The organism is Corynebacterium casei LMG S-19264, from assembly GCF_000550785.1.
GTDB lineage: Bacteria > Actinomycetota > Actinomycetes > Mycobacteriales > Mycobacteriaceae > Corynebacterium > Corynebacterium casei.
Genome location: NZ_CP004350.1, coordinates 2750469 through 2775497 on the forward strand (window position 1 = coordinate 2750469; position 25029 = coordinate 2775497).

At 56.4% G+C, this 25029-nt stretch carries 22 protein-coding genes; 8 read left to right on the top strand and 14 right to left on the bottom strand.

Going from position 1 to position 25029, the window contains the following annotated elements:
• The 9 genes from CCASEI_RS12565 to dacB form a co-directional block, all read right to left on the bottom strand.
• Positions 1–477, bottom strand: coding sequence for a DUF3180 domain-containing protein (locus CCASEI_RS12565; protein WP_006822660.1), 477 nt, complete (start codon positions 475–477; stop codon positions 1–3).
• Positions 474–959: a 2-amino-4-hydroxy-6-hydroxymethyldihydropteridine diphosphokinase gene (gene folK / locus CCASEI_RS12570; RefSeq protein ID WP_006822659.1), complete on the bottom strand. Its 486-nt coding sequence runs from the start codon at positions 957–959 to the stop codon at positions 474–476. Before folK ends, CCASEI_RS12565 begins: the two co-directional genes overlap by 4 nt.
• A gap of 3 nt (positions 960–962) precedes the next feature.
• On the bottom strand, positions 963–1340 hold the full coding sequence (gene folB / locus CCASEI_RS12575) for a dihydroneopterin aldolase (RefSeq protein ID WP_006822658.1): 378 nt from the start codon (positions 1338–1340) through the stop codon (positions 963–965).
• A complete protein-coding gene (gene folP, locus CCASEI_RS12580; protein ID WP_025388161.1) occupies positions 1341–2216 on the bottom strand; it encodes a dihydropteroate synthase in 876 nt (291 codons plus the stop codon).
• 26 nt (positions 2217–2242) lie between these two features.
• Positions 2243–2836, bottom strand: coding sequence for a GTP cyclohydrolase I FolE (gene folE / locus CCASEI_RS12585; RefSeq protein ID WP_025388162.1), 594 nt, complete (start codon positions 2834–2836; stop codon positions 2243–2245).
• A gap of 79 nt (positions 2837–2915) precedes the next feature.
• A complete protein-coding gene (gene ftsH, locus CCASEI_RS12590; protein ID WP_025388163.1) occupies positions 2916–5483 on the bottom strand; it encodes an ATP-dependent zinc metalloprotease FtsH in 2568 nt (855 codons plus the stop codon).
• A 13-nt stretch (positions 5484–5496) separates the two neighbouring features.
• Entirely contained in the window at positions 5497–6105 is a 609-nt protein-coding gene (gene hpt / locus CCASEI_RS12595) for a hypoxanthine phosphoribosyltransferase (RefSeq protein ID WP_006822654.1), read from the bottom strand.
• Positions 6106–6147: 42 nt separating this feature from the next.
• On the bottom strand, positions 6148–7251 hold the full coding sequence (tilS, locus tag CCASEI_RS12600; protein ID WP_025388164.1) for a tRNA lysidine(34) synthetase TilS: 1104 nt from the start codon (positions 7249–7251) through the stop codon (positions 6148–6150).
• Positions 7252–7267: 16 nt separating this feature from the next.
• On the bottom strand, positions 7268–8554 hold the full coding sequence (gene dacB / locus CCASEI_RS12605; RefSeq protein ID WP_025388165.1) for a D-alanyl-D-alanine carboxypeptidase/D-alanyl-D-alanine endopeptidase: 1287 nt from the start codon (positions 8552–8554) through the stop codon (positions 7268–7270).
• Between the two features lie 156 nt (positions 8555–8710).
• On the opposite strand from dacB, the gene CCASEI_RS12610 reads away from it, so the two are divergent.
• The 5 genes from CCASEI_RS12610 to CCASEI_RS12630 all read left to right on the top strand — a co-directional run bounded on the left by CCASEI_RS12610 (position 8711) and on the right by CCASEI_RS12630 (position 15208).
• The gene (locus CCASEI_RS12610) at positions 8711–9187 is read left to right on the top strand and encodes an inorganic diphosphatase (protein ID WP_025388166.1); all 477 of its coding nucleotides are present in this window, start codon (positions 8711–8713) and stop codon (positions 9185–9187) included.
• A gap of 212 nt (positions 9188–9399) precedes the next feature.
• A complete protein-coding gene (locus CCASEI_RS12615; RefSeq protein ID WP_025388167.1) occupies positions 9400–9708 on the top strand; it encodes a rhodanese-like domain-containing protein in 309 nt (102 codons plus the stop codon).
• A gap of 169 nt (positions 9709–9877) precedes the next feature.
• On the top strand, positions 9878–10342 hold the full coding sequence (locus tag CCASEI_RS12620) for a MarR family winged helix-turn-helix transcriptional regulator (protein ID WP_006822649.1): 465 nt from the start codon (positions 9878–9880) through the stop codon (positions 10340–10342).
• On the top strand, positions 10329–14201 hold the full coding sequence (locus CCASEI_RS12625; protein WP_225868407.1) for a Pls/PosA family non-ribosomal peptide synthetase: 3873 nt from the start codon (positions 10329–10331) through the stop codon (positions 14199–14201). The genes CCASEI_RS12620 and CCASEI_RS12625 overlap by 14 nt, the downstream gene beginning before the upstream one ends.
• A 248-nt stretch (positions 14202–14449) precedes the next feature.
• Positions 14450–15208, top strand: a complete 759-nt coding sequence (locus tag CCASEI_RS12630; protein ID WP_025388169.1) for an SDR family NAD(P)-dependent oxidoreductase — start codon at positions 14450–14452, stop codon at positions 15206–15208.
• 328 nt (positions 15209–15536) lie between these two features.
• Here CCASEI_RS12630 and CCASEI_RS14845 read toward each other — a convergent pair whose 3' ends face one another.
• Positions 15537–16508, bottom strand: coding sequence for a hypothetical protein (locus CCASEI_RS14845; RefSeq protein WP_025388170.1), 972 nt, complete (start codon positions 16506–16508; stop codon positions 15537–15539).
• 97 nt (positions 16509–16605) lie between these two features.
• Here CCASEI_RS14845 and CCASEI_RS12640 point away from each other — a divergent pair, with 97 nt between their 5' ends.
• Entirely contained in the window at positions 16606–17448 is an 843-nt protein-coding gene (locus tag CCASEI_RS12640; RefSeq protein ID WP_025388171.1) for a cytochrome b/b6 domain-containing protein, read from the top strand.
• A gap of 83 nt (positions 17449–17531) precedes the next feature.
• Here CCASEI_RS12640 and ppk2 read toward each other — a convergent pair whose 3' ends face one another.
• The 4 genes from ppk2 to groL all read right to left on the bottom strand — a co-directional run bounded on the left by ppk2 (position 17532) and on the right by groL (position 21463).
• Complete coding sequence (gene ppk2, locus CCASEI_RS12645; RefSeq protein ID WP_006822643.1) at positions 17532–18431, bottom strand: polyphosphate kinase 2; 900 nt, start codon at positions 18429–18431, stop codon at positions 17532–17534.
• Between the two features lie 133 nt (positions 18432–18564).
• Positions 18565–18693 carry a porin gene (locus CCASEI_RS15315; protein WP_191072570.1) on the bottom strand — a complete coding sequence of 43 codons (129 nt, stop codon included), beginning with the start codon at positions 18691–18693 and terminating at the stop codon, positions 18565–18567.
• Positions 18694–18784: 91 nt separating this feature from the next.
• Positions 18785–19000 carry a PorH family porin gene (locus CCASEI_RS12650; protein WP_025388172.1) on the bottom strand — a complete coding sequence of 72 codons (216 nt, stop codon included), beginning with the start codon at positions 18998–19000 and terminating at the stop codon, positions 18785–18787.
• 825 nt (positions 19001–19825) lie between these two features.
• On the bottom strand, positions 19826–21463 hold the full coding sequence (gene groL / locus CCASEI_RS12655) for a chaperonin GroEL (protein WP_006822640.1): 1638 nt from the start codon (positions 21461–21463) through the stop codon (positions 19826–19828).
• A 373-nt stretch (positions 21464–21836) separates the two neighbouring features.
• On the opposite strand from groL, the gene CCASEI_RS12660 reads away from it, so the two are divergent.
• Together CCASEI_RS12660 and CCASEI_RS12665 are read left to right on the top strand one after the other, a co-directional pair.
• Positions 21837–23177: a dipeptidase gene (locus tag CCASEI_RS12660; RefSeq protein ID WP_025388173.1), complete on the top strand. Its 1341-nt coding sequence runs from the start codon at positions 21837–21839 to the stop codon at positions 23175–23177.
• Between the two features lie 61 nt (positions 23178–23238).
• On the top strand, positions 23239–24582 hold the full coding sequence (locus CCASEI_RS12665) for a M20/M25/M40 family metallo-hydrolase (protein ID WP_025388174.1): 1344 nt from the start codon (positions 23239–23241) through the stop codon (positions 24580–24582).
• The last annotated feature ends 447 nt before the right edge of the window (positions 24583–25029 follow it).

The window sequence follows — 25029 nt, forward strand, 5'->3', positions numbered from 1 at the left end:
CTACTCTATCGCTTGTGCTCCGTCAGTTGGAGGTGGCACCTCACAGTGTCGCTCCAGGATTACTCCCGAAACTGCCATTGCTAGCCCACCTAAAACTGAGGTAACTACTCCAGTAAGGTCTTCTTGCGCTGCGGCGATCTGCCCTGACATCGGCACCACGTACAACGCGATGCCTAAATATGCAGCGCCGACAATCGTCCCGGTCCAGGCGGATGCTTTGCCCACCAGCATGAACTGCGCGATGGTCATGGGGTTAAGTTGGCTGCGGTCTAATCCAATGCCGTGAGAGTCATCGCCCTTGGCTTTATGGACTTTCCAGGACAGGCCCGCGCATAAAATTGCCATGCCCCACAGGGTGATGGACACCGTGGTGGGAATGGACATCATGGAGCCATAAAAGCCGCGGGTGAGGATGAAAACAGCCAGGGTGATAAAGACAGCAATGCCCGCTAGTGCGGCAATGGATGTCTTTTTCACAGCTTGTCGATGCTCCCCAACACCTTGATTCCTTCGATGTCTTCTTGAGGGACGTTGCCTATGAGCTCCGCTACTGGCTTTCCGCCCAACGTGGCATTAACATCAGCGGCCATCCATGGGATGAGCACGAAGGCGCGCTCAGCGGCATGCGGATGAGGAACGGTAAGTTCTTCCGTTTCGGAGCTAAAGCCTTCGATCTCAATGATGTCTACATCCAGAGTGCGAGGACCCCAGCGCTGCTCGCGGACACGCTCCGCTGCCGCTTCAAGTGCCTGTCCACGGTGCAGCAGCTCGAGCGGGGTTTGGTCCACGTCGACGATGATGACGGCGTTAAGGAATTCCGCTTGGTCTTCCACACCCCATGGCGGGGTGGAGTACACGCGCGACTCAGAAACTATTTCATCCTTGAATTCTTCGAAGACGGTTCGCAATAGTTCGACGCGGTCGTCCATGTTGGACCCGATTGATAGCACTGCACGCATGATTTACATCCGTTCTGATTTGCGGGAACGACGGGCAACAACGGCCACGTCATGGAAAGTTCGCTCAATTGGTGCATCCGGTTTGTGCACGGTGACTTCCACAGCGTACAAAATTGGATCACTAGCCATGATCTTATCGGCGATTTCAGAAGCAACGGTCTCAATGAGATTCCGCGCTGGGCCTTCAACGATGTCGGCGGCGATGTCAGCGAGGTCCGCGTAGCTCACAGTCTTGTCCAGATCATCGGTCGCCGCTGCTTCTTTGAAGCTCAACCAGCAGGTCAAGTCCACGATGAATTTTTGCCCATCGCGCTTTTCATGGTCGAAGACGCCATGGTAGCCAAAGCATTCTAAGCCTTTGAGTTCAATACGGTCAGCCATTTAGCGCTCACTTCCTGAAATATACTGTGGGCCTGCTGCCCAAGCGGCGGCGACATCCACGGCATCGCGGGAAACCGGCACGTCATGCACGCGCACTGCCCATGCACCCAATTGTGCCGATAGCGCGGTTACTGCCGCCGTTGCAGGATCTGACAAGTGCGGCCCATGTTCCATGCCGCGGTCTTCGCGGATAGCGGCGAGGAAACGCTTGCGGGATGCGCCAACCAAGATGGGATAGTGCCCAGCGATAAACTCCGGTAGTGCTTTGAGAAGCACCCAGTTATCCTGCGGGGTCTTGGCAAAGCCCAAGCCTGGGTCCAGGGTGATGAGCTCTGGTGTGACACCGGCTTTGATGGCGTTGTCAGTAAGCCGCGCGAGGGTGGCATGTACGTCTTTGACCACGTCACCGTTGTGGTCCGCGGAACCCGCTGCGTCCCCAAAGCGCACGGTGCGCCAATGCATCAAGCACACTGGCACCTTGGAATCTGCCATGACTGAGTACATGTTGTCATCGGCAAGGCCACCGGAGACATCGTTAAGCAATAATGCCCCTGCCTCGACTGCTGCCTCGGCGACACTTGCACGCATTGTGTCAACGGAGACCACAATGCCTTCCTCCGCCAAAGCCTGAACAACTGGTGCTACCCGCTGCTTTTCCATCTCCGGCTCAACGCGTGTTGCGCCCGGACGGGTGGATTCGCCGCCGACATCAATCATGTCCGCACCCTGCGCGACCAGCTCACGGCCATGCGCAATCGCGCGGTCGATGTCGATCCACTTTCCGCCATCGGAAAAGGAATCCTCTGTGACGTTCACAATTCCCATGACCAGCGTGCGCTTGGCTGCGGCATCAGGGCAAATATCGGCGACCTGCATGTGTGTGGCTCTCCTCGAAAGTCTGACTAGCTGCGGATGAGGCTCATGACTTCAGCGCGGGATGCGGAGTTGTTCTTGAACCCGCCGCGCACAGCCGACGTGGTGGTCACTGCACCCGGCTTACGCACGCCGCGCATGCCCATGCACAAATGCTCGCATTCGATAACCACGATGACAGACTGCGCGCCGAGTTCCTCAGTCAGCGCATCCGCAATCTGGCGGGTCAGGCGCTCTTGTACCTGTGGGCGCTTGGCAAAGCCATCGGCCAGGCGTGACAGCTTGGACAGGCCAGTAACTTTGCCGTCGTTGCCCGGAATATAACCAATGTGTGCCACGCCGTAAAACGGCACCAAGTGGTGCTCACAGGTGGAGTAGATCGGAATATCACGCACCAGGACGAGCTCCTGGTGGTCCTCCGCGAAAGTCTTGTTTAGAACTTCCGTTGGGTCAGTATGAAGTCCGGAGAAGATCTCTGCATATGAGCGCGCAACTCGTGCCGGGGTCTCTTGGAGGCCCTCGCGTTCTGGGTCTTCACCCACTGCGATGAGCAGCTCGCGAATTGCTGCTTCAGCTCGTGCCTGATCAAAAGGCTTGCGGGCTGGAATCGAATTGTCACTCATATCGACGGATCTTTTCCTTGCTTTCAAGTTTTCTCAAGCTTCCCGCGCCATTGCGCACGCGGGAAGCAGCTAAACACGCCTAGTAATTATCTTCACCGGGGTGACGGTCCTGCTTATCCTTCGGCTTCGCCGCATAAGGATTGCTGGACTCATCTTGATTGTCCCAGCCCGGAGCCTGCCAACCCTCATCATCATTCATCGACGGCTTGTGGTGGCGCCCGGTTGGGATAACCGCAGTGTCATCCTCGCTTGGACGACTCTCACCCATCCGCTCTGAAATGGAAGGCTTCTCAGATTTTTCTGCCTGGTCGGCCTTTTCAGCCTTTTCAGCTTTGTCCTTCGTTGGTTCTGCAGCCTTCGGCGCAGTACGCGATGGCTCAGGCATGATGACCGATGGCTTCGCATCCTTCGGCTTTTCAGCCTCAGGCGCTACATCTGGAACGACGTGGGAGTCATCCTCGGCTGGCTCGGCGTCGGATGGCGTGGTCGGCTCGGTTTCCTCGACGGTCTTGAAGCCGTCTTCGGTCCAGTCGCCGGCGTGCTGGCCAAAGTTGAAGCCAATCTCTGGCTCGTTGGCAGAGTCCTTGTCGGAGCTCTCGTTGGCGTCATCGGAGTCGTTGCCAGCGTTGGCTTGAGATTCTTCCAAAGCTATGCGGCGCTCACGCGCGATACGGGAGGCGTCCAGCAGGGAGAAACGGCGTGGTGGTTCTTCGCCGCGCTCGATGGCAACTTCAACTGGGGTCTGGACTGGCTCGCGGCCGGCTTGAGCTGGGAAACGGGAGTCTTCACCAGGGAAGACCTCGCGAGATTCGCGTGGCTCAATGCCATCGAAAAGAGCTTCCAGGTCAGGGCGACGCAGAGTTTCCTTTTCCAGCAACGCTTCGGCGAGCTTGTCCAGGTAGTCTCGGTGCTCAGCCAAAATGTCGTAGGCCTGCTGGTGAGCGGAGTCCAAAAGGAAGGACATCTGATCATCAATCTTGGCTGCCACGGCATCCGAGTATTCAGAGACTCCGCCGCCACCGGCATAAGCGAATGGGTCGCCTTGTTCCTTGCCGTACTTCACGGTGCCCAATGATGGGCTGAAGCCGTACTCCGTAATCATGGCGCGGGCAATCTTGGTTGCCTGCTCAATATCGGAAGAAGCACCGGTAGTTGGAGTACCAAAGACCAGTTCCTCAGCGGCACGGCCACCCATGGCGAAGATCAAACGCGCAAACAGCTCATCGCGGGTGTACATGCCCTTGTCGTCTTCTTGAGCAGTCATCGCGTGGCCACCGGTACGGCCACGGGCCAAAATGGTGACCTTGTAGACGCGCTCAATGTCCTTCAATGCCCACGCGGACAGCGTGTGTCCGCCCTCGTGGTAGGCAGTGATCTTCTTTTCATGCTCAGAAATCACCTTGGACTGACGGCGCGGGCCGCCGACAACGCGGTCAGTGGCTTCTTCCAGAGCATCGGCGGTAATCACATTGCCGCCGATACGGGCAGTCAACAGTGCCGCCTCATTCAACACATTGGCCAGGTCCGCACCGGACATGCCGGCGGTACGCTTTGCCAGCTGGGTGACGTCAACTTCCTTCGCCAAAGGCTTGTTCTTTGAGTGCACGCGCAAAATCTGCTCACGGCCAGCCAAATCAGGCGGGGTGACAGGAATCTGACGGTCGAAACGGCCCGGGCGCAACAGCGCTGGGTCCAAGATGTCTGGGCGGTTGGTCGCGGCAATCAAAATGACGCCCTCGCGGTCGCCGAAGCCATCCATTTCCACCAGCAGCTGGTTCAGGGTCTGCTCACGTTCATCGTGTCCACCGCCAGTGCCGGAGCCACGCTGGCGGCCAACGGCATCAATCTCATCGACGAAGATGATACAAGGACTATTTTCCTTAGCCTGCTTGAACAAATCACGCACGCGCGATGCACCAACACCGACGAACATTTCCACGAAGTCCGAGCCAGAGATGGAGTAGAAAGGAACGCCTGCCTCACCTGCAACGGCGCGGGCAAGAAGGGTTTTACCAGTACCCGGAGGGCCATAGAGCAGCACGCCGCGCGGAATCTTCGCGCCAAGCTCGTGGTAGCGCGTTGGGTCTTCCAAGAAGTCCTTGATTTCTTGCAGCTCATCCACTGCTTCATCAGCGCCCGCAACATCCTCAAAGGTGTTGGTAGGCATGTCCTTGGTCAGTTCCTTCGCCTTGGAACCGCCAATGCCGAACATGCCGCCGGCGCCGGTTTGCATACGCGAGATGAACCAGAACAGTACTGCGAACAGAATCAACATCGGCAGCAAGAAGGAGATCATCGACATGAAGATCGAATCTTGCGTGACGTTGGTCTGGTAGGTCTCAGCACCGGAGTTGCGCACTGAGTCGAAGATTTCCGGCGAGGTACGCGCTGGGTACTTCGCAATAACCTCTTCAACGCCCTCGCGTTCTTCAACCGTTATTGGCTCGCGCAGAGTCAGGCGCAGTTGTTGTTCGCGATCATCAATTTGCGCCTCCTCAACGTTTTGGTCGTTGAGCTGCTCCAGCGCAATGGACGTATCCACTCGCATGAAGGAGCGGGTGTCGTCGGAGAAGAAGGTGAAGATGTACAGCGCTACTAGTACTACTGCAGCGATGCCACCGTATTTGATCCAGGAAGAATTTTTCATCAAGCGTTTTAGTTTAGTGGTTGGAGTAGACGTCCGGATGCAAAGTGCCTACATACGGCAAGTCGCGGTAACGTTCGGCGTAGTCAAGGCCGTAGCCAATGACAAATTCATTAGGGATGTCAAATCCCACGTCATAGAGGTCAATTTCAGCGGTGACTACCTCAGGCTTGCGCAGCAAGGTGATGACTTCCAAAGACTTTGGGTGACGGCCCTTGAGGTTGCGCAGCAACCAGGACAGGGTCAGGCCGGAGTCAATGATGTCCTCAACGATGAGCACGTCGCGGCCTTCAATTTCACGGTCCAGGTCTTTAAGGATGCGTACCACGCCGGAAGAGGAGGTGGAGTTGCCGTAGGAAGAAACCGCCATGAATTCCATCTGGGAAGGAATGGACAACGCACGCGCGAAGTCGGTCAGGAAGTAGACCGCGCCCTTGAGCACGCAGATAAGCAGCAGGTCCTCTTCGGTGTCCGCGTAGTCCTTGGATACTTTATCAGCTAGTTCCTGGATTCTTTCCTGGAGCTTTTCTTCACTGATCAGTACTGATTCAACATCGTTGCCATAACGGTGTGGCGGGACGTTGAAGTCTTTGGATTCATATAGCGCAGTTTCATTGTGAGCCATGGTCGCCCTTTCTGATGAGCCGGTTTAGGACCTTTAGGTGGCTTAGGGAGCGTTAAAACGCAATAGTCTCAGTTTGCCACCAACACGCACGACTTCCAACCTACTATGTGGGATTTTTGTGTATGTATCAGCCACCGCTACCCCGCCTTGTCCGCTCCAGGCGCTGCATAAAGCGTCAATTCCGTCTAGCCCGGCGCGCGTGACAAGGATGTCTTTGGCAACTAACCAGCGGGCAATTATTCGCTTTCGCACAGGCTGGGCAAGCAGGCTGAGGTCGTTGCAGTCCAGCTCTTCACTCTTTTCGATGCTCCCCTCACCCTTGTCATACTCCTGTGGGATAAGGGAGTTCAGCACTTCATCATCGGCTGCCACATCACGTGCTGCTGCGGCCAAGGGAGCGATGGCGTCGCCGCCAATGATCTCTGACAGCATTGGCAAAACTTGCTTGCGGATGGCCACACGGCGAAAATCCTCGCGGTAATTGTGCGGGTCATTCCACACACTGACTCCAAGTTCCGCGCATGCGCCTTGGGTGTGTGCACGGCGAATATTAAGCAGTGGCCGCAGTACCTGTACGCCTTCAATGTCGGTGGCAAAGCTCATGGCGCTGGCATGCCCACGCAGGCTGGACAACAACAGGTTCTCAGCTTGGTCTTCCGCCGTATGCGCCACCATCACCGGACCGGGCTGAGTTGCGGCTTTCCCGGCAACCTCAGCAATGGCTCGGTAGCGGGCCCAGCGTGCTTCGGCTTCCATCCCAGCTGGGCTGTCTCTATCAATATCAATGGCAATAACGGTTGCCAGCGCTCCCCACGCGCGTGCCTGCGCGGCCGCTTTCTCTGCCACATCCCGGGAGCCAGCTTGTAATCCGTGATCCACACAGAGCGCATGCACACGCATATCCGTCCCACGGGTATGCGCACACAGCGCTGCCACCAGCGCCAACGAGTCCGCCCCACCTGACAGCCCGACGTAAATCACTTGTGGTGATTTACGCCCAGCTACAAAGGCTTGCCCGGATAGCGCGCCCAATGCTTCCAGCGTTTCCAGTGCTTGTTTTACGGCAGTACGTACTTCGCGAAAGTGCGGTGACTTCCGGGGCCAAAAAGGTGGGATTTCTGCATTTCCTAGATCATCGGCGGACATCGTTTGCTGCTTGCTTCTAGTAGTCCCGCAGCACGCTGGCCATAGCGTCTTGTGCAGCACGTGCCCCAAGAATGTCACCGTCGTTGACCAAGAAGGTAAACGCGTAAACATTGCCGGAGTTACCCAGCGCGGTGCCGCTCAACGCGGACACCCCGGTCAAAGTACCGGTCTTCGCACGGACGAATCCACGCCCGGACAAATCTGCATAGCGGTCAGCCAAGGTGCCTTCGCCACCTGCGACGGGCAGGTAGCCTAAAATTTCACGCAGAGTATCTTCTGTCGCGGCATCCGCCACGATGTGAGTGAGAAGGTCTGCGGTGATGCGGTTGTCTTCGGACAGCCCGGAATTATCGTGGATGGTGATGTTGTCGGTGTTGAAAGAGGAATCGGCTAGCAACTGCAGTGTTGCCTCCGTGGCACCTTCGAAGCTGGCTTCAGCGCCGGTAGCGATGGCCAGCTCACGGCCGATGGCCTCGGCCATCACGTTGTCAGAGTGCTTCATCATCTGCTCCGCGCGTTGCGCGAAAGGCTCTGACTCTACCGATGCAATAACCTCTGCACCTTCTGGAACAGGGCCCGTGCCCACATTCGGGGCATCAATGCGCGTGGCTACCGCATTGGCTACATCCAACGCCGGGGTGTGTGAACGCGGCACATCACCAACGGTGTCCCCAATGCGACCACCATAAAGCATCGCTGGCTGCATGGGCGCTACAAAGCCGCCATCAACATTGCCTGGGTCCCAGCCCGGTGCCTGCTCATCGCCCGACCACACACTGGTGTCAATAAAGACAGTATCTATGCCCTCACCACTGGCCAGAATCTGCTCCGCCAACTCATCCATCTGCTCCGTGGTCATCCATACATCACCAGCAGCCTTAATTACTGCAGTGTTGCTGCCCGGCGCGCGCAGCACCTCCGTGGTCAACCGCGAATCATCTTCAATGCTCAGCGCAGCCGCCGCGGCGGTAAGCACCTTGGTCGAAGACGCCGGAATCAACGGCGTAGTGGCATCGTGCTCCCACAGCACTTCCCCATCAGTGGTGTTGATGACCTGCGCACCTAAGGTTGGCAACGCCGGGCTTTTCGCCTTCTCCTCCAGACGTGCGGCCATGCCGGACGTATCAACGTCCGATGGCTCTTGTGGTGTCACCAACTGCTGCGCGGCCGGGGCCTGCGGGGCCTGACCATGGTCGAGTGCGCTGTATTCTTGATGCACAGCAACACCCAACGCGGCGGTCGTTCCGACAGCGGCGGTGGTCAAGATTGTGACTGCGATCCAGGCGACGTGTTTAGCTTTCATCGCCACTTAGCCTAGCGCGCGGGGTCATTGAAAGCCGCAAAAGGTAGACTATGCGAGGAACTGTTCATCCAAGCATGCTGCGTGCACCAACCCCTCGGAACCCGCAGTGAGAAATTGCTTGTATTTCTTGTCTATTAAGGAAAGGACGCGTCAATCGTGAGCGTTGAAGTAACCATTGAAATCCCAAAGGGTTCGCGTAATAAGTACGAGGTCGACCACGAGACCGGCAAGGTCTACCTGGACCGTTACCTGTTTACCCCAATGGCTTACCCAGCAGACTATGGCTTCATTGACCACACCCTGGGCGAAGACGGCGACCCATTGGACGCACTGGTCCTGCTTCCTGAGCCAGTATTCCCAGGCGTCATTGTTAAGGCTCGCATCCTCGGCGTATTCAAGATGACCGACGAAGCCGGCGGCGACGACAAGCTTCTGTGCGTTGTGGATGACCCACGCTCCGAGCGCTACCAGGACATCGGCGATGTTGAGCAGCACCTCAAGGACGAAATCGAGCACTTCTTCACCCGCTACAAGGACTTGGAGCCAAACAAGGAAGTTAACGGTTCCGGCTGGGGCGACAAGGCTGAAGCTGAAGCCATCCACCAGGCTTCCATCGAGCGTTACGGCAATTAGATAATTCGGCTTCTGCTACGCAGAATGCCTCATTATCTAATTGCGATACGAAAGGCGCTCTTCAGAAGCTCTAGTTTCGCCGTAGCAAATGCCCAGGTATCTCTGACTCACTGACACACTGTGAGTTCGGATACCTGGGCTTTTGCGATCCCGCACTTTTTCTTGGACACTGCACAATAAAATTCACGAACATCGACGTAGGATGGTGAACTGTGTATGAGGTATCACCAAAAGATGTTCCGTCCGACGCACAGCTTATTGATGTCCGTGAGGATTCCGAATACGCCGTTGACCATGCGCGCGGCGTAAAGCACATTCCGATGGCAGACATCCCGGAGCGCTACCAGGAAATCGATCCAGACCGCGATGTCTACGTCATCTGTAAAGCCGGCGGCCGCTCCCAGCAGGTTGCCCAGTACCTCGAGCACGCTTTGGGCTGGGACAACGTCATCAACGTTGTCGGCGGCACCGACGCGTGGCGCGAGCAGGGCCTACCAATGGAGACTCCGGAAGCTAAGTAGAACGCTTAACAGCTTTTCCGGATTCATTGCCGGAGCTTCCTATATTCGGAAGTTTGAGGCATCAGAGAATCCTCAGATGACCTAAACCTCCTGATGGGAACAGTTTTCAGAATTAGTGGATAACCACAATCATTTAGACGACTGATGGTAGGCGGGTTACTATCGTCTTATGAGTTCTGCTACTTCGCACAATGTGCCCACATCACTGCTGCAATCTCCTTCTTTCCAGCTGGAGCGTTTGCGCCGTCGCACCCGCGACTGTGTTGATGTCGCCTTAGCCGCGCATGAAACCACCATCCGCGAGTACTGGGTGTTGACCTGTCTTGTTGAAGAAGACGCCGCATCCCAGTCCTATCTTTCTGAAACCCTTGCCATTGACGCATCCGACATGGTGCGTCTTATTGACGCGCTGGAAAAGCGCGGCTGGGCAAAGCGCGAGCGCGATCCAAAAGACCGTCGCCGTCAGATTGTTGCCTCCACCAAGAAGGGTACAAAGACCCACGCCGAGTTGGCGAAGCTGGTCACAGCCGCTGAGGATGAGGCGCTGAATGATTCCACGTCTAAGCAGCTAAAGCATTTGCGTAAACTGGCGCAGGCCATCATTGCTGCTGACTCGGAAGATGAGGGTCATTAAATTGAGCGACCTCCTGGCCACTATTCCTGACCAGTATCTCTTAAAAGACAAAGCTCCTGCCCCTCGAACCCTCTGGGATGTTGTCCGCGACTCCGCGGCGAATAACCCTGAGGCTGCCGCCATCGATGATGGCGATATTTTGACCTACGCCGAACTGATCGAAGATGTCGAAGCGTGGGCGGCGGAACTACGCCAGCACGGCGTCAAACGCGGCGACCATATTGGTATCCGCATGACCTCTGGTCAGCGTGATCTGTACCTAGCCATTTTGGCCACCCTAGCCGCCGGCGCGGCATATGTCCCGGTTGATGCAGATGACCCGGAAGAACGCGCCGATATGGTCTTCGGCGAAGCTGGCATCAATGGCATCTTCACCGATGAGGGCTTTCGCAAGCTCAACCCGTCCACCGGCACGGATCAAGATGAACCGCACCTGGATGACACAGCGTGGATCATCTTCACCTCTGGTTCAACAGGCAAGCCGAAGGGCGTTGCTGTTACTCACCGCTCCGCAGCGGCATTCGTGGACGCCGAGGCAGCTCTGTTTCTGCAGGACAACCCTCTTGGCCCAGAAGACCGGGTTCTGGCTGGGCTTTCAGTTGCCTTCGACGCATCTTGTGAAGAAATGTGGCTGGCCTGGGGCCACGGCGCCTGCCTGGTTCCCGCACCACGCTCATTGGTACGCTCCGGCATGGACTTAGGCCCGTGGCTTATTCGCCGTGACATCACGGTGGTCTCCACCGTGCCTACACTGGCTGGCCTGTGGCCTGCTGAAGCCCTCGATAACGTGCGTCTACTCATTGTCGGCGGTGAGGCATGTTCGCAGGAACTGGTAAACCGCTTGGCCACTGAGGACCGTGAAATGTGGAACACTTACGGTCCTACTGAGGCAACTGTGGTGGCATCGGCAGCCATGCTCAAACCTGACCACCCGGTCTCCATTGGCCTGCCACTCAACGGTTGGGACCTGGTTGTTATCGATGCCGAGGGCAATCCAGTTTCTCCTGGCGAAGTCGGCGAACTGGTCATCGGCGGTGTCGGTCTTGCCCGCTACCTCGACCCTGAAAAGGATGCTGAGAAGTACGCACCTCTGCCTTCTGTTTGTTGGGAGCGCGCCTACCGCACTGGTGACCACGTGCGTTTGGAAGAAGACGGCCTGTACTTTGTCGGCCGTGTGGACGACCAGGTCAAAATCGGTGGCCGCCGTATTGAACTCGGTGAGGTCGAAGCCAACGTCGCAGCCTTGCCAAACGTGTACAACTCCGCGGTCGCCGTTAACAAGACCGCCGCTGGCGAATCCGTGCTGGTCGGCTACGTTTCCCTCGAAGACCCTGAAGTAGGCTTCGACCACCGCGCGGCGAAAGAACGCCTGGCTGAAACCATGCCAGCAGCACTTGTACCACGCATCTGTGTGATGGATGAACTGCCAATTCGTACCTCCGGCAAGGTGGATAAGAAGGCTCTGCCGTGGCCACTTCCAGGTGTTGGCATCGAAGCAGTTGGCCTGAGTGAGACTGAGGAATGGCTGGCGCAGCTTTTTGTTGACGTGCTGGGTGTATCCGTTGAAGACGAAGATGCTGACTTCTTTACCCTTGGCGGTACCTCCCTTGCTGCTGCGACTTTGGTCGGCCGTATTCGCGAGCGATTCCCCACCGTGGCCGTGCGTGACCTTTACGATCACCCGCGTCTAGGGTCGTTGGCTGAAATCATTGACGCCACAGCGCCGGAAGCCAACCAGGTCACCGAGCGCAACGTAAAGCCGGTCGGCGTTAGCACGCGACTGATTCAGTTTCTGTGGCAGCTACCAGCTATGACGCTGGCTTCGACGAACTGGCTGGCGTGGTTGTTGTTTAGTTCCAACATCGCAGCAGAACTTGGCGTGGATTTTGCACCGCAAACCCCGTGGGCAGTTGTTATTGCTTTCCTCATCCTTTTTGCCTCTCCTTTGGGTCGTATCCCGATTGGCGCGCTGGGCGCGCGACTTCTCACCGCCGGTATTACTCCTGGTGATTACCCGCGCGGTGGATCAGTGCACCTGCGAATCTGGGCGGCGGAACGCTGGGCTGATGCCTCCGGTGCGCGCTCCATTGCTGGCGCAACCTGGGTTCTTACCCACGCGCGTCTGCTCGGCGTCAAGGTGGGCAAGTTCGTGGACCTACATTCCCTGCCACCGGTTACAGGTCTGTTGACCTTGGGTGATCACGCAGCCATTGAGCCTGAAGTGGATCTTTCCGGCTACTGGCTCGACGGCGATATCCTGCGCGTTGGTGCCATTGAAGTTAAAGAAGGCGCACGCGTTGGTGCTCGTTCCCAGTTGATGCCAGGCTCTGTCATCGGCGAGGAAGCCCATATTGAGGCAGGCTCCACAGTCACTGGCAATAAGAAGGTCAAGGCCGGTGCGCGTTGGTCTGGCTCTCCTGCCAAGAAGGTTGGCCGTTCCAAGCACCGCTTCCCTGATCACTCCCCGGCGCGCCGTTCCTGGTGGGTACCAATCTATGGTGCGACCTCCATGTTGCTCGCTGCCCAGCCGTTAGTGGCGATTGCTTTGGCAGCATTTGTGATTATCAGCCTGGTCCAAGCCACCGATGGCAACGCTTTTGTCGGCGCGGTTCTCTTCGCACCAGTCGGGGCTATCGCCGCGTTTGCTTTCTACATGGTGCAGACCTGGCTTGGTGTTCGCATTCTCTCCATCGGCATCCAGCCGGGTGTCTTCCCCGTGCGTTCAGCACGTGGCTGGCGCCTGTGGGCTGTTGAAAGGCTCATGGATGATGCCCGCACAGTTTTGTTCCCGCTTTATGCAGGTCAGCTGACCCCGCTGTGGCTGCGCTCTTTGGGTGCAACCATTGGCAAGGACGTGGAAATCTCCACTGCCGTCATGGTTCCAAAGCTCACCGAAGTCAAAGACGGCGCCTTTTTGGCCGATGACACACTCATCGGCGGCTATGAACTTGGCGGCGGCTGGATGTCTTCTGGGCTAGCCAAGGTGGGTAAGCGTTCCTTCGTGGGCAACTCTGGCATTACGGCACCTGGCCGCAAGCTGGGCAAGAACTCCCTGGTGGCAGTGCTCTCGTCCACGCCAAAGAAGGCCAAGGCCGGCACCAACTGGTGGGGATCCCCGCCGGAGCGAATGCGCCGCGTGGAGGCATCGGTAGGCACCGGCGACTCTTTGACCTACAACCCACCGGCGTGGGCGAAGGTGGCACGCGGTGTCATTGAAACCCTGCGCTTGTTTGCCCCTGCAGCATCGGCCATGTTGCTCGCCGCGGTGCTTAGCGCCATGGTTGTCTTGCTCAACTCTGTTGGTCTTTGGCTGACTTGGCTGCTTTCTGGTGTCATTTTGATTGCTGCTGGCATCATCGCTATGGCCATCACCATCGTGGTCAAGTGGGTGTGTGTGGGCAAGCACAAGCCTGCCGATCACCCACTGTGGTCTTCTTTCGTCTGGCTCAATGAGTTGCAAGACGCCTTCGTGGAAACCGTTGCTGCGCCATGGTTCTTCAACCACGCCATGGGCACAGCTGAGCTCAATACCTCCCTGCGTCTGCTCGGCGTAAAGATTGGCCGCGGTGCATGGATTGAGTCTTACTGGTTCCCGGAAACTGACCTTTGCTACGTCGGCGCTGGCGCAACCGTTGGCCCTGGCACCGTTGTGCAAACCCACCTGTTCCAGGACCGCGTGATGAGTCTGGACACCGTGACCTTGGACGACGGCGCCACCCTGGCGGCCCACTCCGTGTCTCTACCCGCATCACACATTCACACCAGCGCAACCGTTGCTCCTGGCTCCCTGGTAATGCGCGGTGACCAGGTCCCCGGCCACACCACGTGGCAAGGCAACCCGATTGAGCCCATGAAGTAAAATCTGCTCAATGTGAAGGCGCGGCTCCCAGCTATTGGGTGCTGCGCCTTTCTTCTGCCCGAGTCACAAACGCCGTTCACCCCCAGCTTTCCTGCGGTTAAGCCGGTGAAAATTGGCAGTTTCTGCAAACTCTAGATAGCTCAGCGCAGGGTCTTTAGAGTTAGCCTCACAAATTCAGCACGCCCTGTAATCCGCCGCATTCTCATTACGCGGCAATGTGGGAAGTTGCCGCAGAAGGAGTTTTTGACATGCAGATATCACATAAGACCGCTCTGGTTACCGGCGGTGCATCCGGGCTTGGCCTGGCAACCACCACCGCGCTTGCAGCCGCCGGTACCCGCGTTGTCGTTATCGATCTTCCGCAAGCAAACCAGGATGCTCTCCTCTCCATTGATGGTGATGTGGTCTTTGCGCCCGCCGATGTCACCGATGAAGTCTCTGTTCAGGGTGCCGTTGATATTGCGAACGAGAACAACAACCTTGCGATCGTGGTTAACTGCGCTGGGATGCTTAACGGTTTTAAGACTGCCGGTTCTAAAGGTGCTTTCCCATTGGATAAATTCTCTGCGGTTATCAACGTCAATCTGGTGGGCACTTTTAATGTGATTCGGTTGGCAGCCCAAGCCATGTTGGCAAATGAGCCCGTGGATGAGGAACGCGGCGTCATTATCAATACCGCCTCAGTTGCGGCTTTCGATGGCCAAATGGGCCAAGCCGCCTATGCTGCCTCCAAGGCCGGCATTGCTGGCATGACTTTGCCGATTGCGCGTGACCTTGCCAGTGCACTCATTCGTGTAGTTTCCATTGCTCCCGGTACTTTTGAAACCCCGATGGTCGCCGGCATGTCGGATGAGGTCAAAGCTTCTTTAGGCACGCAAGTTCCGCACCCCGCACGACTTGGTAAACCCGTGGAATTCGCGCAACTCGTTGAGTCCATCATCCGCAATCCCATGCTCAATGGTGAAACCATCCGCCTTGATGGTGCTATCCGCATGGGCATGCGCTAGTTCCCCTTTTATTTTCCACGCGATTTACAGGTAGAAGCACCACTGGCAGTGCTCCTGCCTGAATTAATGTGCGCGCTCAAAATTCGATTTTGTACCCTACCGTGTAGGTTCAATGAGAGACTTCGACGAGTCAATTGCCGCACCCCATGATACTTAAAGTGCTGGTAGCAATGATTTCCCCATGGTTGTTGCTATGTCGCACTGTGGCGTGTGCCAACCAGTGGGCAGACTAACCTGTCGGCTTTCACCGCCACGTTCGGCATCTTAGGCCGCTGTGTTGCGCGCACGCATTTGGTGGGCACGTATTCGTCGATGACAATAGAAACTATTAATAAGGCACGAAAACTTCCGCGCACGAAGTTGAGCGACTTGCTAAAAGCGATGGAGCAGAGAAAGGGCTAACTATGACCGGCAATCTTCGCGGTGGAACCCCACACGAGGAAGGCAGCGAGCAACCACAATCTTCGGTTCCCGCACCTCCTGCCCCGCCGGCCGCCCCATCCGCACCCGCAGCTCCGTCCGCGCCAAGCGCTTCGACTCCACCTGCCACTAACACGCCACCTACGCCAAGTGCTCCTGCAGCACCAGCTGTTCCTGCCGCTCCTGCGACTTCGGTACCATCAACTCCGAGCTCAGCAAATCCGCCGGCAGCTCCATCTGCAGCAACACCGCCGGCGGCGGCCTCTTCACCAAGCGCGCCCGCAACGCCAGAAGCTCCCGTAACTCCAAGTGTGCCAGCGGCCCCAATCGCAGCCGCTCCTCCAGCTGCACCAAGTGCGCCTTCCGTTCCAGCAGCTCCTTCTGCGCCAAGCGCTCCAACCGCTCCCGCTGTGCCAGCAGCACCGAGCGTCCCAGCAGCGCCGAAAGCAGCTAATACACCGGCCGCGCCATCCGTTCCTAGTGCTCCAAGTGCGCCATCGACACCAGCAGCGCCAACTGCCCCGTCTGCAGCGAATGCTGCGCCTCCAGTTCCAGGTCCACCGGCCTCCGCACCCGGTGCGCCATCAGCTCCAGGAGTTCCGGTAGCTCCGGCAGGCAACCCTTCAGCAGCACCCAGTGCACCAGGTGCGCCATCTGCTCCTTCGGTTCCGTCAATTCCGACTGCACCTTCGGCCCCCGGAATTCCAGCGCCTGGTGTCGCTAGCAATTCCAGCATTCCTAGCGCGCCCGCAGCTCCAGGTGCTCCGAGTGCCCCAGCTGCACCAAATGCCGCAGCGCCGAGTGCACCACAAGAGCCCGCGACAGCACAGACTGCACCGACTGCGACGAAACAACAGCCAAAGACCGATAAGGCTGTCAAGCCGGCATCGGAAGAAAAAAGCTACGGACAGTTCACACGCAAGCAGTGGATTGGCGGAGGCATCGTTGTAGTTCTCGGCCTCGCCGTCTTACTAGCTTTGGCTGTATTCGGTTCGCGCTACTTCTTCAGCACTGATTTCGGTGCGAACTTCCTGGAACGCTATGACGGACACTCCACTCTTCCGGAAAGCGCACCCGTTGGCATTCCGGTATGGCTGAGCTGGCAGCACTTCTTCAACGTGTTCTTCATGGTGCTGATCATTCGCACCGGCATCCAAATCCGATACGAACGCAAGCCCAGCGCATATGTCACGCCAAAGCGCTTTAAAAAGAAGATCAGCCTGACGCTGTGGTTCCACCTGACTCTCGATATCCTTTGGGTTGTTAACGGAATCGTCTTCATCATCTTGTTGTTCGTTACTGGGCACTGGATGAGGATTGTCCCAACCAGCTGGGATGTCTTCCCGAATGCGCTGTCCGCTGGACTGCAGTACCTGACCTTGGACTGGCCAACTGAAAATGGCTGGGTTCACTACAACGCACTGCAGTTGCTCTCCTACTTTGCAGTTGTCTTTATCGCTGCGCCGCTGGCAATCATCTCCGGCTTCCGCATGAGCAGTTTCTGGTCAAAGAACTGGACCAAGGCTTCCCAGCTCTACCCAGCATCTCTGGCCCGCAAGATTCACACACCAGTGATGCTGTTCTTCGTCATCTTCATCGTCATCCACGTCGTACTGGTCATCGGCACCGGCTTGTTGCGAAACCTCAACACCATGTACGCGTCGCAGGGTGACGTTGACCCGACTGTGTACGCCGACAACTGGACTGGGTTCTTCATTTTCCTAGGTTCGCTGGTTGTCATCGCTGCTGCTTGGATTGCAGCGCGTCCATCACTGTTGGCACCAGTTGCCCGACTGTTCGGCAAAGTCACCGCTCGCTAGTACTTACCCAGAAAAGCAAAATGGTCGCTCCGTAATTCTCGGAGCGACCATTTCCTTTAAGCCTGACTGACATCTAGGCGAAACTAGTCACCAATTTGATTACGTCCACGCTTAACAACGTTTTCATCAGGCTCACCAACAACGGAGTGATCCTTGTTGGTGTACTCGAACTTGCTCAGGACATAACGCATGGCGTTGATACGCGCACGCTTCTTGTCATTCGATTTGATGGTGATCCAAGGGGATTCATCAGTGTCGGTATAACGAAACTGTTCTTCCTTCGCGCGGGTGTAATCATCCCACTTGTCCAGGGAAGCAAGGTCCATTGGGGAAAGCTTCCACTGACGCACCGGGTCAATCTGACGGATAGCAAAGCGGGTGCGCTGTTCCTTACGGGTAACGGAGAACCACAGCTTGGTCAGTGAAATACCGGAACCAAGAAGCATGTTTTCCAGCATCGGTACTTCACGTAAGAATTCAGCATGCTGGGATTCCGTGCAGAAGCCCATGACTCGCTCAACACCGGAACGGTTGTACCAAGAACGGTCAAAGAAGACGATTTCTCCGCCGGCTGGGAAGTGCTGGATATAACGCTGGAAGTACCAGGAGGTGGACTCACGCGGTGAAGGCTTCTCAAGAGCCACGGTGCGCGCGCCACGTGGGTTGAGGTGTTCATTGAAACGCTTAATAGTGCCACCCTTACCAGCAGCATCACGGCCTTCAAACAGAATAATGTGGCGCTGACCAGTTTCCTTGGTCCAGTTCTGCCACTTCAACAGCTCAATCTGCAGAGCACGCTTGGTAATTTCGTACTCCTCGCGGGACATGCGCTCTTCATAAGGGTAATTCTCGCGCCATGTTTGAACCGCAGAGCCGTCCGGCATAATCAGACTTGGATCATCTTCGTCCGAGTCATCAACCACATAACCGTCGGTCTTCGCCAGATCGATTACTGGTAATTCATCGTCTTTAATATCAGCCATGGTGGCTAGTTTAATCGTTAAAAGTAATTCAGGCGCGCTGAGTAGGGGGTTATTTTCCGTACACCTAGGATCAGCGAAACCCCCGCTCAAAGAGCGGGGGTTTCAACTTAGAAACTGCTTATGCAGTGGTTAATTAGATAACCAGACCGATGAGGTTAGCAGCAGCACCAGCCCACTTGCCAGCCTCAGCCAGCAGTGGAAGAGCGGTGCCGAGGATGCCGTCGGAAGACAGGGTTGCCCAGTTAGCGATGAAGGATTCCATTTTAACTCCTTTAGGAAGTGCAGTGAGCCGGACTACTTAGCCGCCCACTGGCAAAGATGAATGATTAGTTAGTTGCCAGTCGGCAGCTGAATTACTCTGCTGGAGCCTCGTCAGAGGAAGAGGAGCCGAAAGCACCCTTGGTTACATCCCAGTCAGCCTCAACGTTAGAAACGCCTTCGGTCTCAGACTCGCCGAACCACTCAACGAGGCCGCCGAAGAACTTAGCAGGAATCTGAAGGAAGTCGTCGATTGCACCAGCGAAGGTAGCGAAGGTGTCGAGCTGCTCCTGAACGAAAGACAGATCCATTTTGATCTCCTTATGTGAAGTCCGGACTCTTGCCCGGAGGTGTTTGCGGATTTGCAGACACCCTAGCGGGCGTCACAACTAACTATTTTGTCACAAACCAGTTACTTTTCAAGCTGAATTGCAATGTCTATTTCTTTCCAGAATGACGCTCACGACCCCACATGCCTCACGTTTCACGCTCGCTTGAAAAATTTCCAAAATTCTTTGAACACTAAAACTAATAGTTGACCTGCGGCTATGACTGTGATCCGCGAAGGAATTTGGATCAAGTGTGGGTTTCGCGTTAACACCCGGACATAACGGGTCGATATATAGCACTCCTGGAACCGGAAATCAGGGTGAAAGTTTTTCTGCGGAGCCCGATTTTCTACCCCAATCCGGGGCTATATCTGGGGTGTTTCTGGCAAGACTTGGCCGACCTAGCGGATCTCGTGTCGCGGTTTACACATCAAAAATTGAAGTTCAGTCGGTTAAATAAAAGAGCTGTCGCCACTGGTAAGCCCCTTGTGGGAAATAGCTTGTTATCATTTCGAAATATTCCTTTAAGCCCCTGTTTAACCGGACATAGCGCAAGTATTCCCAGGAGCCTCCAATGACACACTAGGAAGATCCTTTCTGAAACTAATCTGCCTGCATATGCCCGTAAATGCGCGCTTGTGTGGACTTAGGACGCTCAGAGTGTAAGTCGGGCCACCAAGAGGCTTGGCAGCTTCCTTTAAGGCTTTGTAGGCACGCAAAAAGCTCACCGCCTCCTAAGTAAGGAAACGATGAGCTTGAAGTGCTTCAGTAGAGACGCGGTGCGCTGGTTAGACGCGGGGTACGGGCTTAGAAGCCCATGCCGCCCATTGCGTCAGCGTCTGGCATAGCTGGAGCGTTTGGCTCTGGCTTGTCAGCAACTACTGCCTCGGTGGTGAGGAACAGTGCAGCAATGGAGGTAGCGTTCTGCAGTGCAGAGCGGGTTACCTTCACTGGGTCGTTGATGCCAGCCTCCATAAGGTCAACGTACTCGCCGGTAGCAGCGTTCAGGCCCTGGCCAGCAGGCAGGGAAGAAACCTTGTCAGCAACAACGCCTGGCTCCAGACCAGCATTGAAAGCGATCTGCTTTAGTGGAGCGGACAGTGCGGAGCGAACAATGTTCACGCCGGTTGCCTCATCGCCGGTGAGCTCGAGGGAATCAAGAGCGGTTCCAGCCTGCAGCAGCGCTACGCCACCGCCGGCAACGATACCCTCTTCAACAGCAGCCTTCGCGTTGCGGACTGCGTCCTCAATGCGGTGCTTGCGTTCCTTGAGCTCAACCTCGGTTGCAGCGCCAACCTTAAGAACTGCAACGCCGCCGGACAGCTTAGCCAAGCGCTCCTGCAGCTTCTCACGGTCGTAGTCGGAATCGGAATTGTCGATCTCAGCGCGGATCTGCTTGATGCGGCCGTCAATCTGCTCCTGAGCGCCAGCGCCCTGAACGATGGTGGTGTCGTCCTTGGTGACAACAACCTTGCGTGCCTGGCCCAGCAGTGGAAGGTCAGCGGCCTCAAGGGAGAGGCCAACTTCTTCAGAGATAACCTGGCCACCGGTAAGGATAGCCATGTCCTGCAGGGTTGCCTTGCGGCGGTCGCCGAAGCCTGGTGCCTTAACTGCAACGGACTTGAAGGTGCCGCGAATCTTGTTCACAACCAGGGTGGACAGTGCTTCGCCCTCAACGTCTTCAGCGATGATCAGCAGTGGCTTGCCGGACTGCATGATCTTCTCCAGAACAGGAACCAGGTCCTTGATGTTGGAGATCTTAGAGGAGACCAGCAGGATGTAAGGGTCTTCCAGGACTGCTTCCTGACGCTCAACGTCGGTTGCGAAGTAGCCGGAGATGTAGCCCTTATCAAAGCGCATACCCTCAGTAACCTCGAGGTCAACGCCAAAGGTGTTGGACTCTTCAACGGTGATAACGGAATCCTTGTTCACCGCGCCATTGCCAACGGTGTACATAGCTTCAGCAATCTTCTCACCGATAGCTGGGTCCGCAGCGGAAATACCAGCGGTGGTAGCAATCTGCTCCTGGGTCTCAATGTCCTTAGCGGAAGCCAGAAGCGCGTCAACAACGGTCTTGGTTGCTGCTTCGATACCGCGCTTGATGCCCATTGGGTTAGAACCAGCGGCTACGTTGCGCAGACCTTCGCGCACCAGTGCCTGAGCCAGAACAGTTGCAGTGGTGGTGCCGTCGCCAGCGACGTCATCAGTCTTCTTAGCAACTTCCTTGACCAGCTCTGCGCCGATCTTCTCGTATGGATCCTCGAGCTCGATTTCGCGAGCGATGGAAACACCATCGTTAGTAATGGTTGGAGCGCCCCAGCTCTTTTCCAGGACTACGTTGCGACCCTTTGGGCCGAGCGTTACCTTTACTGCGTCTGCCAGAGTGTTGAGACCACTCTCAAGACCACGACGTGCCTCTTCATCGAAGGCAATAATCTTTGCCATAGTGTTTAATCTCCTAGATTGGGTTTCACTCAAGGTTTGTAGGTCACGCAGGCGCCCGCGACGGCAGGATTGGTGAGTGTGTACCAACCTCAACCTGGTGTCAGCAACCATTCTGGCACTCTCACCCCTCGAGTGCAAGAAAAACCGCTACTAGAGATCTGCAATAATTTGCTCACCTGCGATCCCATGCTGGCTTAAATATTTAGCAGTGCACCGCGACCTCTGCCAGAGTGTTTCCGAGTGGTGGATTTGCCGCCTCAGCCGGCGTTAGTTCGGCTGGTTTTCACCTTATATATAAAGGAAGGAAATTTCTCGGCTAATTCCTTCGCCCATTCCACCTAATGGAATGCGGCTGCGGTGTAGGTTGGTGGTCATGACTGATATTAAAGAGATCATTAAAAGTGACCGCGAGAAAATCTTCACGCAGCTATCGGAGCTGGTGAAATTTAATTCTGTCCACACCTTTGCTGAGCTCAAAGACCAGATGGATGGAGCAAAGGGCTGGGTCAGCAAGGCGTTAACCGAGGCTGGGCTCGAGGTGGAAGAGCATGTTACCGAGGATGGTTCGGTGACGCTGTTGGGTCAGCGCGCTGGCAAAGAGGGCGCGAAGACCGTCCTGTTGTACTCCCACTATGACGTGGTTCCAGCTGGTGATGAAGCCAAGTGGGATTCAGATCCATTCACTCTGACAGAGCGCAACGGCCGTTGGTATGCCCGCGGTGCTGCTGACTGCAAGGGCAATGTGGTCATGCACCTGGCTGCCCTGCGCGCTTTGGAGCAGACCGGCGGCACTGATCTGAACATCAAGGTGCTGATTGAGGGTTCAGAGGAAATGGGCGGTGCAGGCTTGTCCAAGTTGATTGCTAAGACGCCGGAGGCATTTGCTGCCGATGCCATCCTTATCGCCGACTGCGGCAACTGGGCCGTGGGCGAGCCAACGCTGACTTCTTCCTTGCGTGGTTCGGCGATGATTCGCGTGCAGATGGACACCTTGTCCAGTCCGGCGCATTCCGGCCAGTTCGGTGGCGCCGCACCAGATGCCGTCAAGGCGTTGATGCGTGCGCTGGATTCGCTTTACGATGACACGGGTGCCACCGTCATTGAAGGCACCGATTCCACAGCGAAGTGGGAAGGTCGCAGCTACCCAGCCGAGGAATTCCGCAAGGATGCACGCCTGCTGGAGGGCACCGAAATCGCTGGCGATGACAACACTGATGCCGGTGACTTGGTGTGGGCACGTCCGTCAGTCACCGTTACTGGTTTTACCTCCACCCCGGTTGACCGCGCGGTCAACGCAGTTCCAGCAACCGCTGAAGCAATGCTCAATGTGCGCGTGCCAGCCGCAGCTAATCCACAAGAAATTGCGGAAGCAGTCGTTGCTCATCTGAAGGCACACACGCCATTTGGCGCGCACTTCACCGCAGACATCATCGAGGCCGCTCGCGGCTTTGAAACTGACTTGGAAAAGCCAGCGCTGAAGATCCTGGAAAAGGCCCTGTCTGAGTCCTACGGCAAGGAAACCACCACCATGGGCATGGGCGGATCCATTCCTCTGACTGTGGAACTCCAGGACGCGCATCCGGATGCGGAAATTGCACTGTTCGGTGTGGAAGAACCACAGTGCGCTATCCACTCGCCTAATGAATCCGTGGATCCATCAGAGATTGAGCACATCGCTATCGCGGAAGCATTGTTCCTGCAGACTTATAAGTAAGTTTCGCGGATACGCCACGCCAAATCCGCTGGTCATATCTTGATTGGCTAAGCTATTTGCTATGTTTAGCCCTTCTCGGACACGAATCCTCGATGACCTCACGCAGATGGTTGCGTTTGAATCCGTCCATGTGGACGCCTCGGTGCGTGAGCAATACGAGGCATCCGCAGAGTGGGTCAAAAATGCCTTCTTAGAAGTCGGCGCCACCGCTGAAATCATTGAGGGCGTGGATAAATCACTCGCCGTGCTCGGTGAGGTTGCAGGCGATCCGAACAATGACCGCACGGTGTTGTTGTATGCCCACCATGACATCGTGCCGCTCGGCCCACGTGAAGAGTGGGACAATGAGCCACTCGAAGTTACTGAGCGCGATGGTCGCTGGTGGGGCCGTGGTACCGCGGACTGCAAGGGGCATATCGCCATGCACCTAGAGGTGCTGCGCCTTATCAAGGATGAGCCGAATCTTCCCACCATCAAGTTTGTTATTGAAGGGTCGGAAGAAAACGGTGGGCTGGGTCTCAAGCAGTTACTCGAGGACCGCCCTGAGCTCTTCGAAGCAGAAGCTATCTTCGTGGTTGATACCGGTAACACCGAGCCAGGTGTGCCGTCGATTGTGACCCTACAGCGTGGTTCGGCGCAGATCCGTGTGCACTGCGAAACGATGGAAGCACCGGTGCACTCCGGCAAGTTCGGCGGCGCCGCAGTCGATGCCGTCGCCGCCCTTATCCGCGCGCTTGACTCCGTTCGGGATGACGAAGGCCGCTGCGTCATCGACGGTGTGGATTGCACCGGCGTGTGGGACGGCGAGGAATACCCCGAAGACAAATTCCGCGCTGACACCGGAATGCTTGAAGCAACTGAGCTTCCAGAAGGCGATATCGCAAGTTTTATCTGGGCGCGCCCCGCAGTATCCATCACTGGATTTTCCTCCACTCCGGTCGAAGACGCCATCAACGCGGTTCCTGCTACGGCCCAAGCGCACTTAAACCTGCGCGTGCCACCACGCCAGCGCAACTCAGAAGGCAAGCGCATCACCACGGCAAAGACCGCGAAGCTGCTCTTTAAACACCTTCAAGACCACACGCCGTGGGGCGCGCAGCTGGATGCCGAGATCCTGGCCATCAACCGCTCGTATGCCGCCGATGAAGACGGGGAAATCCTCAACCTGCTGCGCGAGTGCATGTCTGATGCCTATGGCATGGACGCCAGCGAAATCGGCACCGGCGGATCCATTCCGCTCACCGTGGAGCTGCACGGGGCCTTCCCCGATTCTGAAATCGCGCTCTTCGGCGCAGCGGATCTGACGTCCGCTATCCACTCCCCGCAGGAATCCGTGGACCCCACCGAGATTGAGCACATGGTTCAAACCGAAGCGCTTTTCCTCACGCGCTTTCGCCGCTCCTAGGGTGAATGCTCGCTTTCGCCGTACCCGCACGGTGGTTGCCCGCTTAAGCGGGCAACCACCGTGCGGGTACACCTATATGTGGCAAAATTAACGTTTTCTTTTTCGAAGCATCGGCAAGCATTGCGTCCAACAACGCCGCCAGGGCTATGACGTGCAACGCACCAGCGCAAAGCGAATTCACAGAAACGTCATGTCAACTATTGGGCAACAGAAAGAGCGCAATCGCTCCATATAATACTGTGTAATTTGAATTTACCTTTTAAAAAATTCCGCACGTCACGCTACTATTGACCGTGTTGGCCGCGCCGTTTTCTATCGACGCCGCCCCAGCATGAGTCCTTGGGCACGCTCTCACCCCGGTGCGCACAAGTTCATGGTGGAGATTCCTTAGATGTTGCAGTATTTCCTGGTGAAATAGCACTTAATAACGCTAGCTTTGCCGCCGCT

What these genes read in the sequence shown, in the direction of transcription:
- ftsH (WP_025388163.1), bottom strand. Translation starts at nt 5,483, where the DNA reads ATGAAAAATTCTTCCTGGATCAAATACGGTGGCATCGCTGCAGTAGTA.
- CCASEI_RS12630 (WP_025388169.1), top strand. Translation starts at nt 14,450, where the DNA reads ATGCAGATATCACATAAGACCGCTCTGGTTACCGGCGGTGCATCCGGG.
- CCASEI_RS12620 (WP_006822649.1), top strand. Translation starts at nt 9,878, where the DNA reads ATGAGTTCTGCTACTTCGCACAATGTGCCCACATCACTGCTGCAATCT.
- folP (WP_025388161.1), bottom strand. Translation starts at nt 2,216, where the DNA reads ATGCAGGTCGCCGATATTTGCCCTGATGCCGCAGCCAAGCGCACGCTG.
- CCASEI_RS12665 (WP_025388174.1), top strand. Translation starts at nt 23,239, where the DNA reads ATGTTTAGCCCTTCTCGGACACGAATCCTCGATGACCTCACGCAGATG.
- CCASEI_RS15315 (WP_191072570.1), bottom strand. Translation starts at nt 18,693, where the DNA reads ATGGAATCCTTCATCGCTAACTGGGCAACCCTGTCTTCCGACGGCATC.
- folK (WP_006822659.1), bottom strand. Translation starts at nt 959, where the DNA reads ATGCGTGCAGTGCTATCAATCGGGTCCAACATGGACGACCGCGTCGAA.
- CCASEI_RS12625 (WP_225868407.1), top strand. Translation starts at nt 10,329, where the DNA reads ATGAGGGTCATTAAATTGAGCGACCTCCTGGCCACTATTCCTGACCAG.
- tilS (WP_025388164.1), bottom strand. Translation starts at nt 7,251, where the DNA reads ATGTCCGCCGATGATCTAGGAAATGCAGAAATCCCACCTTTTTGGCCC.
- folB (WP_006822658.1), bottom strand. Translation starts at nt 1,340, where the DNA reads ATGGCTGACCGTATTGAACTCAAAGGCTTAGAATGCTTTGGCTACCAT.
- CCASEI_RS12660 (WP_025388173.1), top strand. Translation starts at nt 21,837, where the DNA reads ATGACTGATATTAAAGAGATCATTAAAAGTGACCGCGAGAAAATCTTC.
- CCASEI_RS12650 (WP_025388172.1), bottom strand. Translation starts at nt 19,000, where the DNA reads ATGGATCTGTCTTTCGTTCAGGAGCAGCTCGACACCTTCGCTACCTTC.
- ppk2 (WP_006822643.1), bottom strand. Translation starts at nt 18,431, where the DNA reads ATGGCTGATATTAAAGACGATGAATTACCAGTAATCGATCTGGCGAAG.
- hpt (WP_006822654.1), bottom strand. Translation starts at nt 6,105, where the DNA reads ATGGCTCACAATGAAACTGCGCTATATGAATCCAAAGACTTCAACGTC.
- dacB (WP_025388165.1), bottom strand. Translation starts at nt 8,554, where the DNA reads ATGAAAGCTAAACACGTCGCCTGGATCGCAGTCACAATCTTGACCACC.
- folE (WP_025388162.1), bottom strand. Translation starts at nt 2,836, where the DNA reads ATGAGTGACAATTCGATTCCAGCCCGCAAGCCTTTTGATCAGGCACGA.
- groL (WP_006822640.1), bottom strand. Translation starts at nt 21,463, where the DNA reads ATGGCAAAGATTATTGCCTTCGATGAAGAGGCACGTCGTGGTCTTGAG.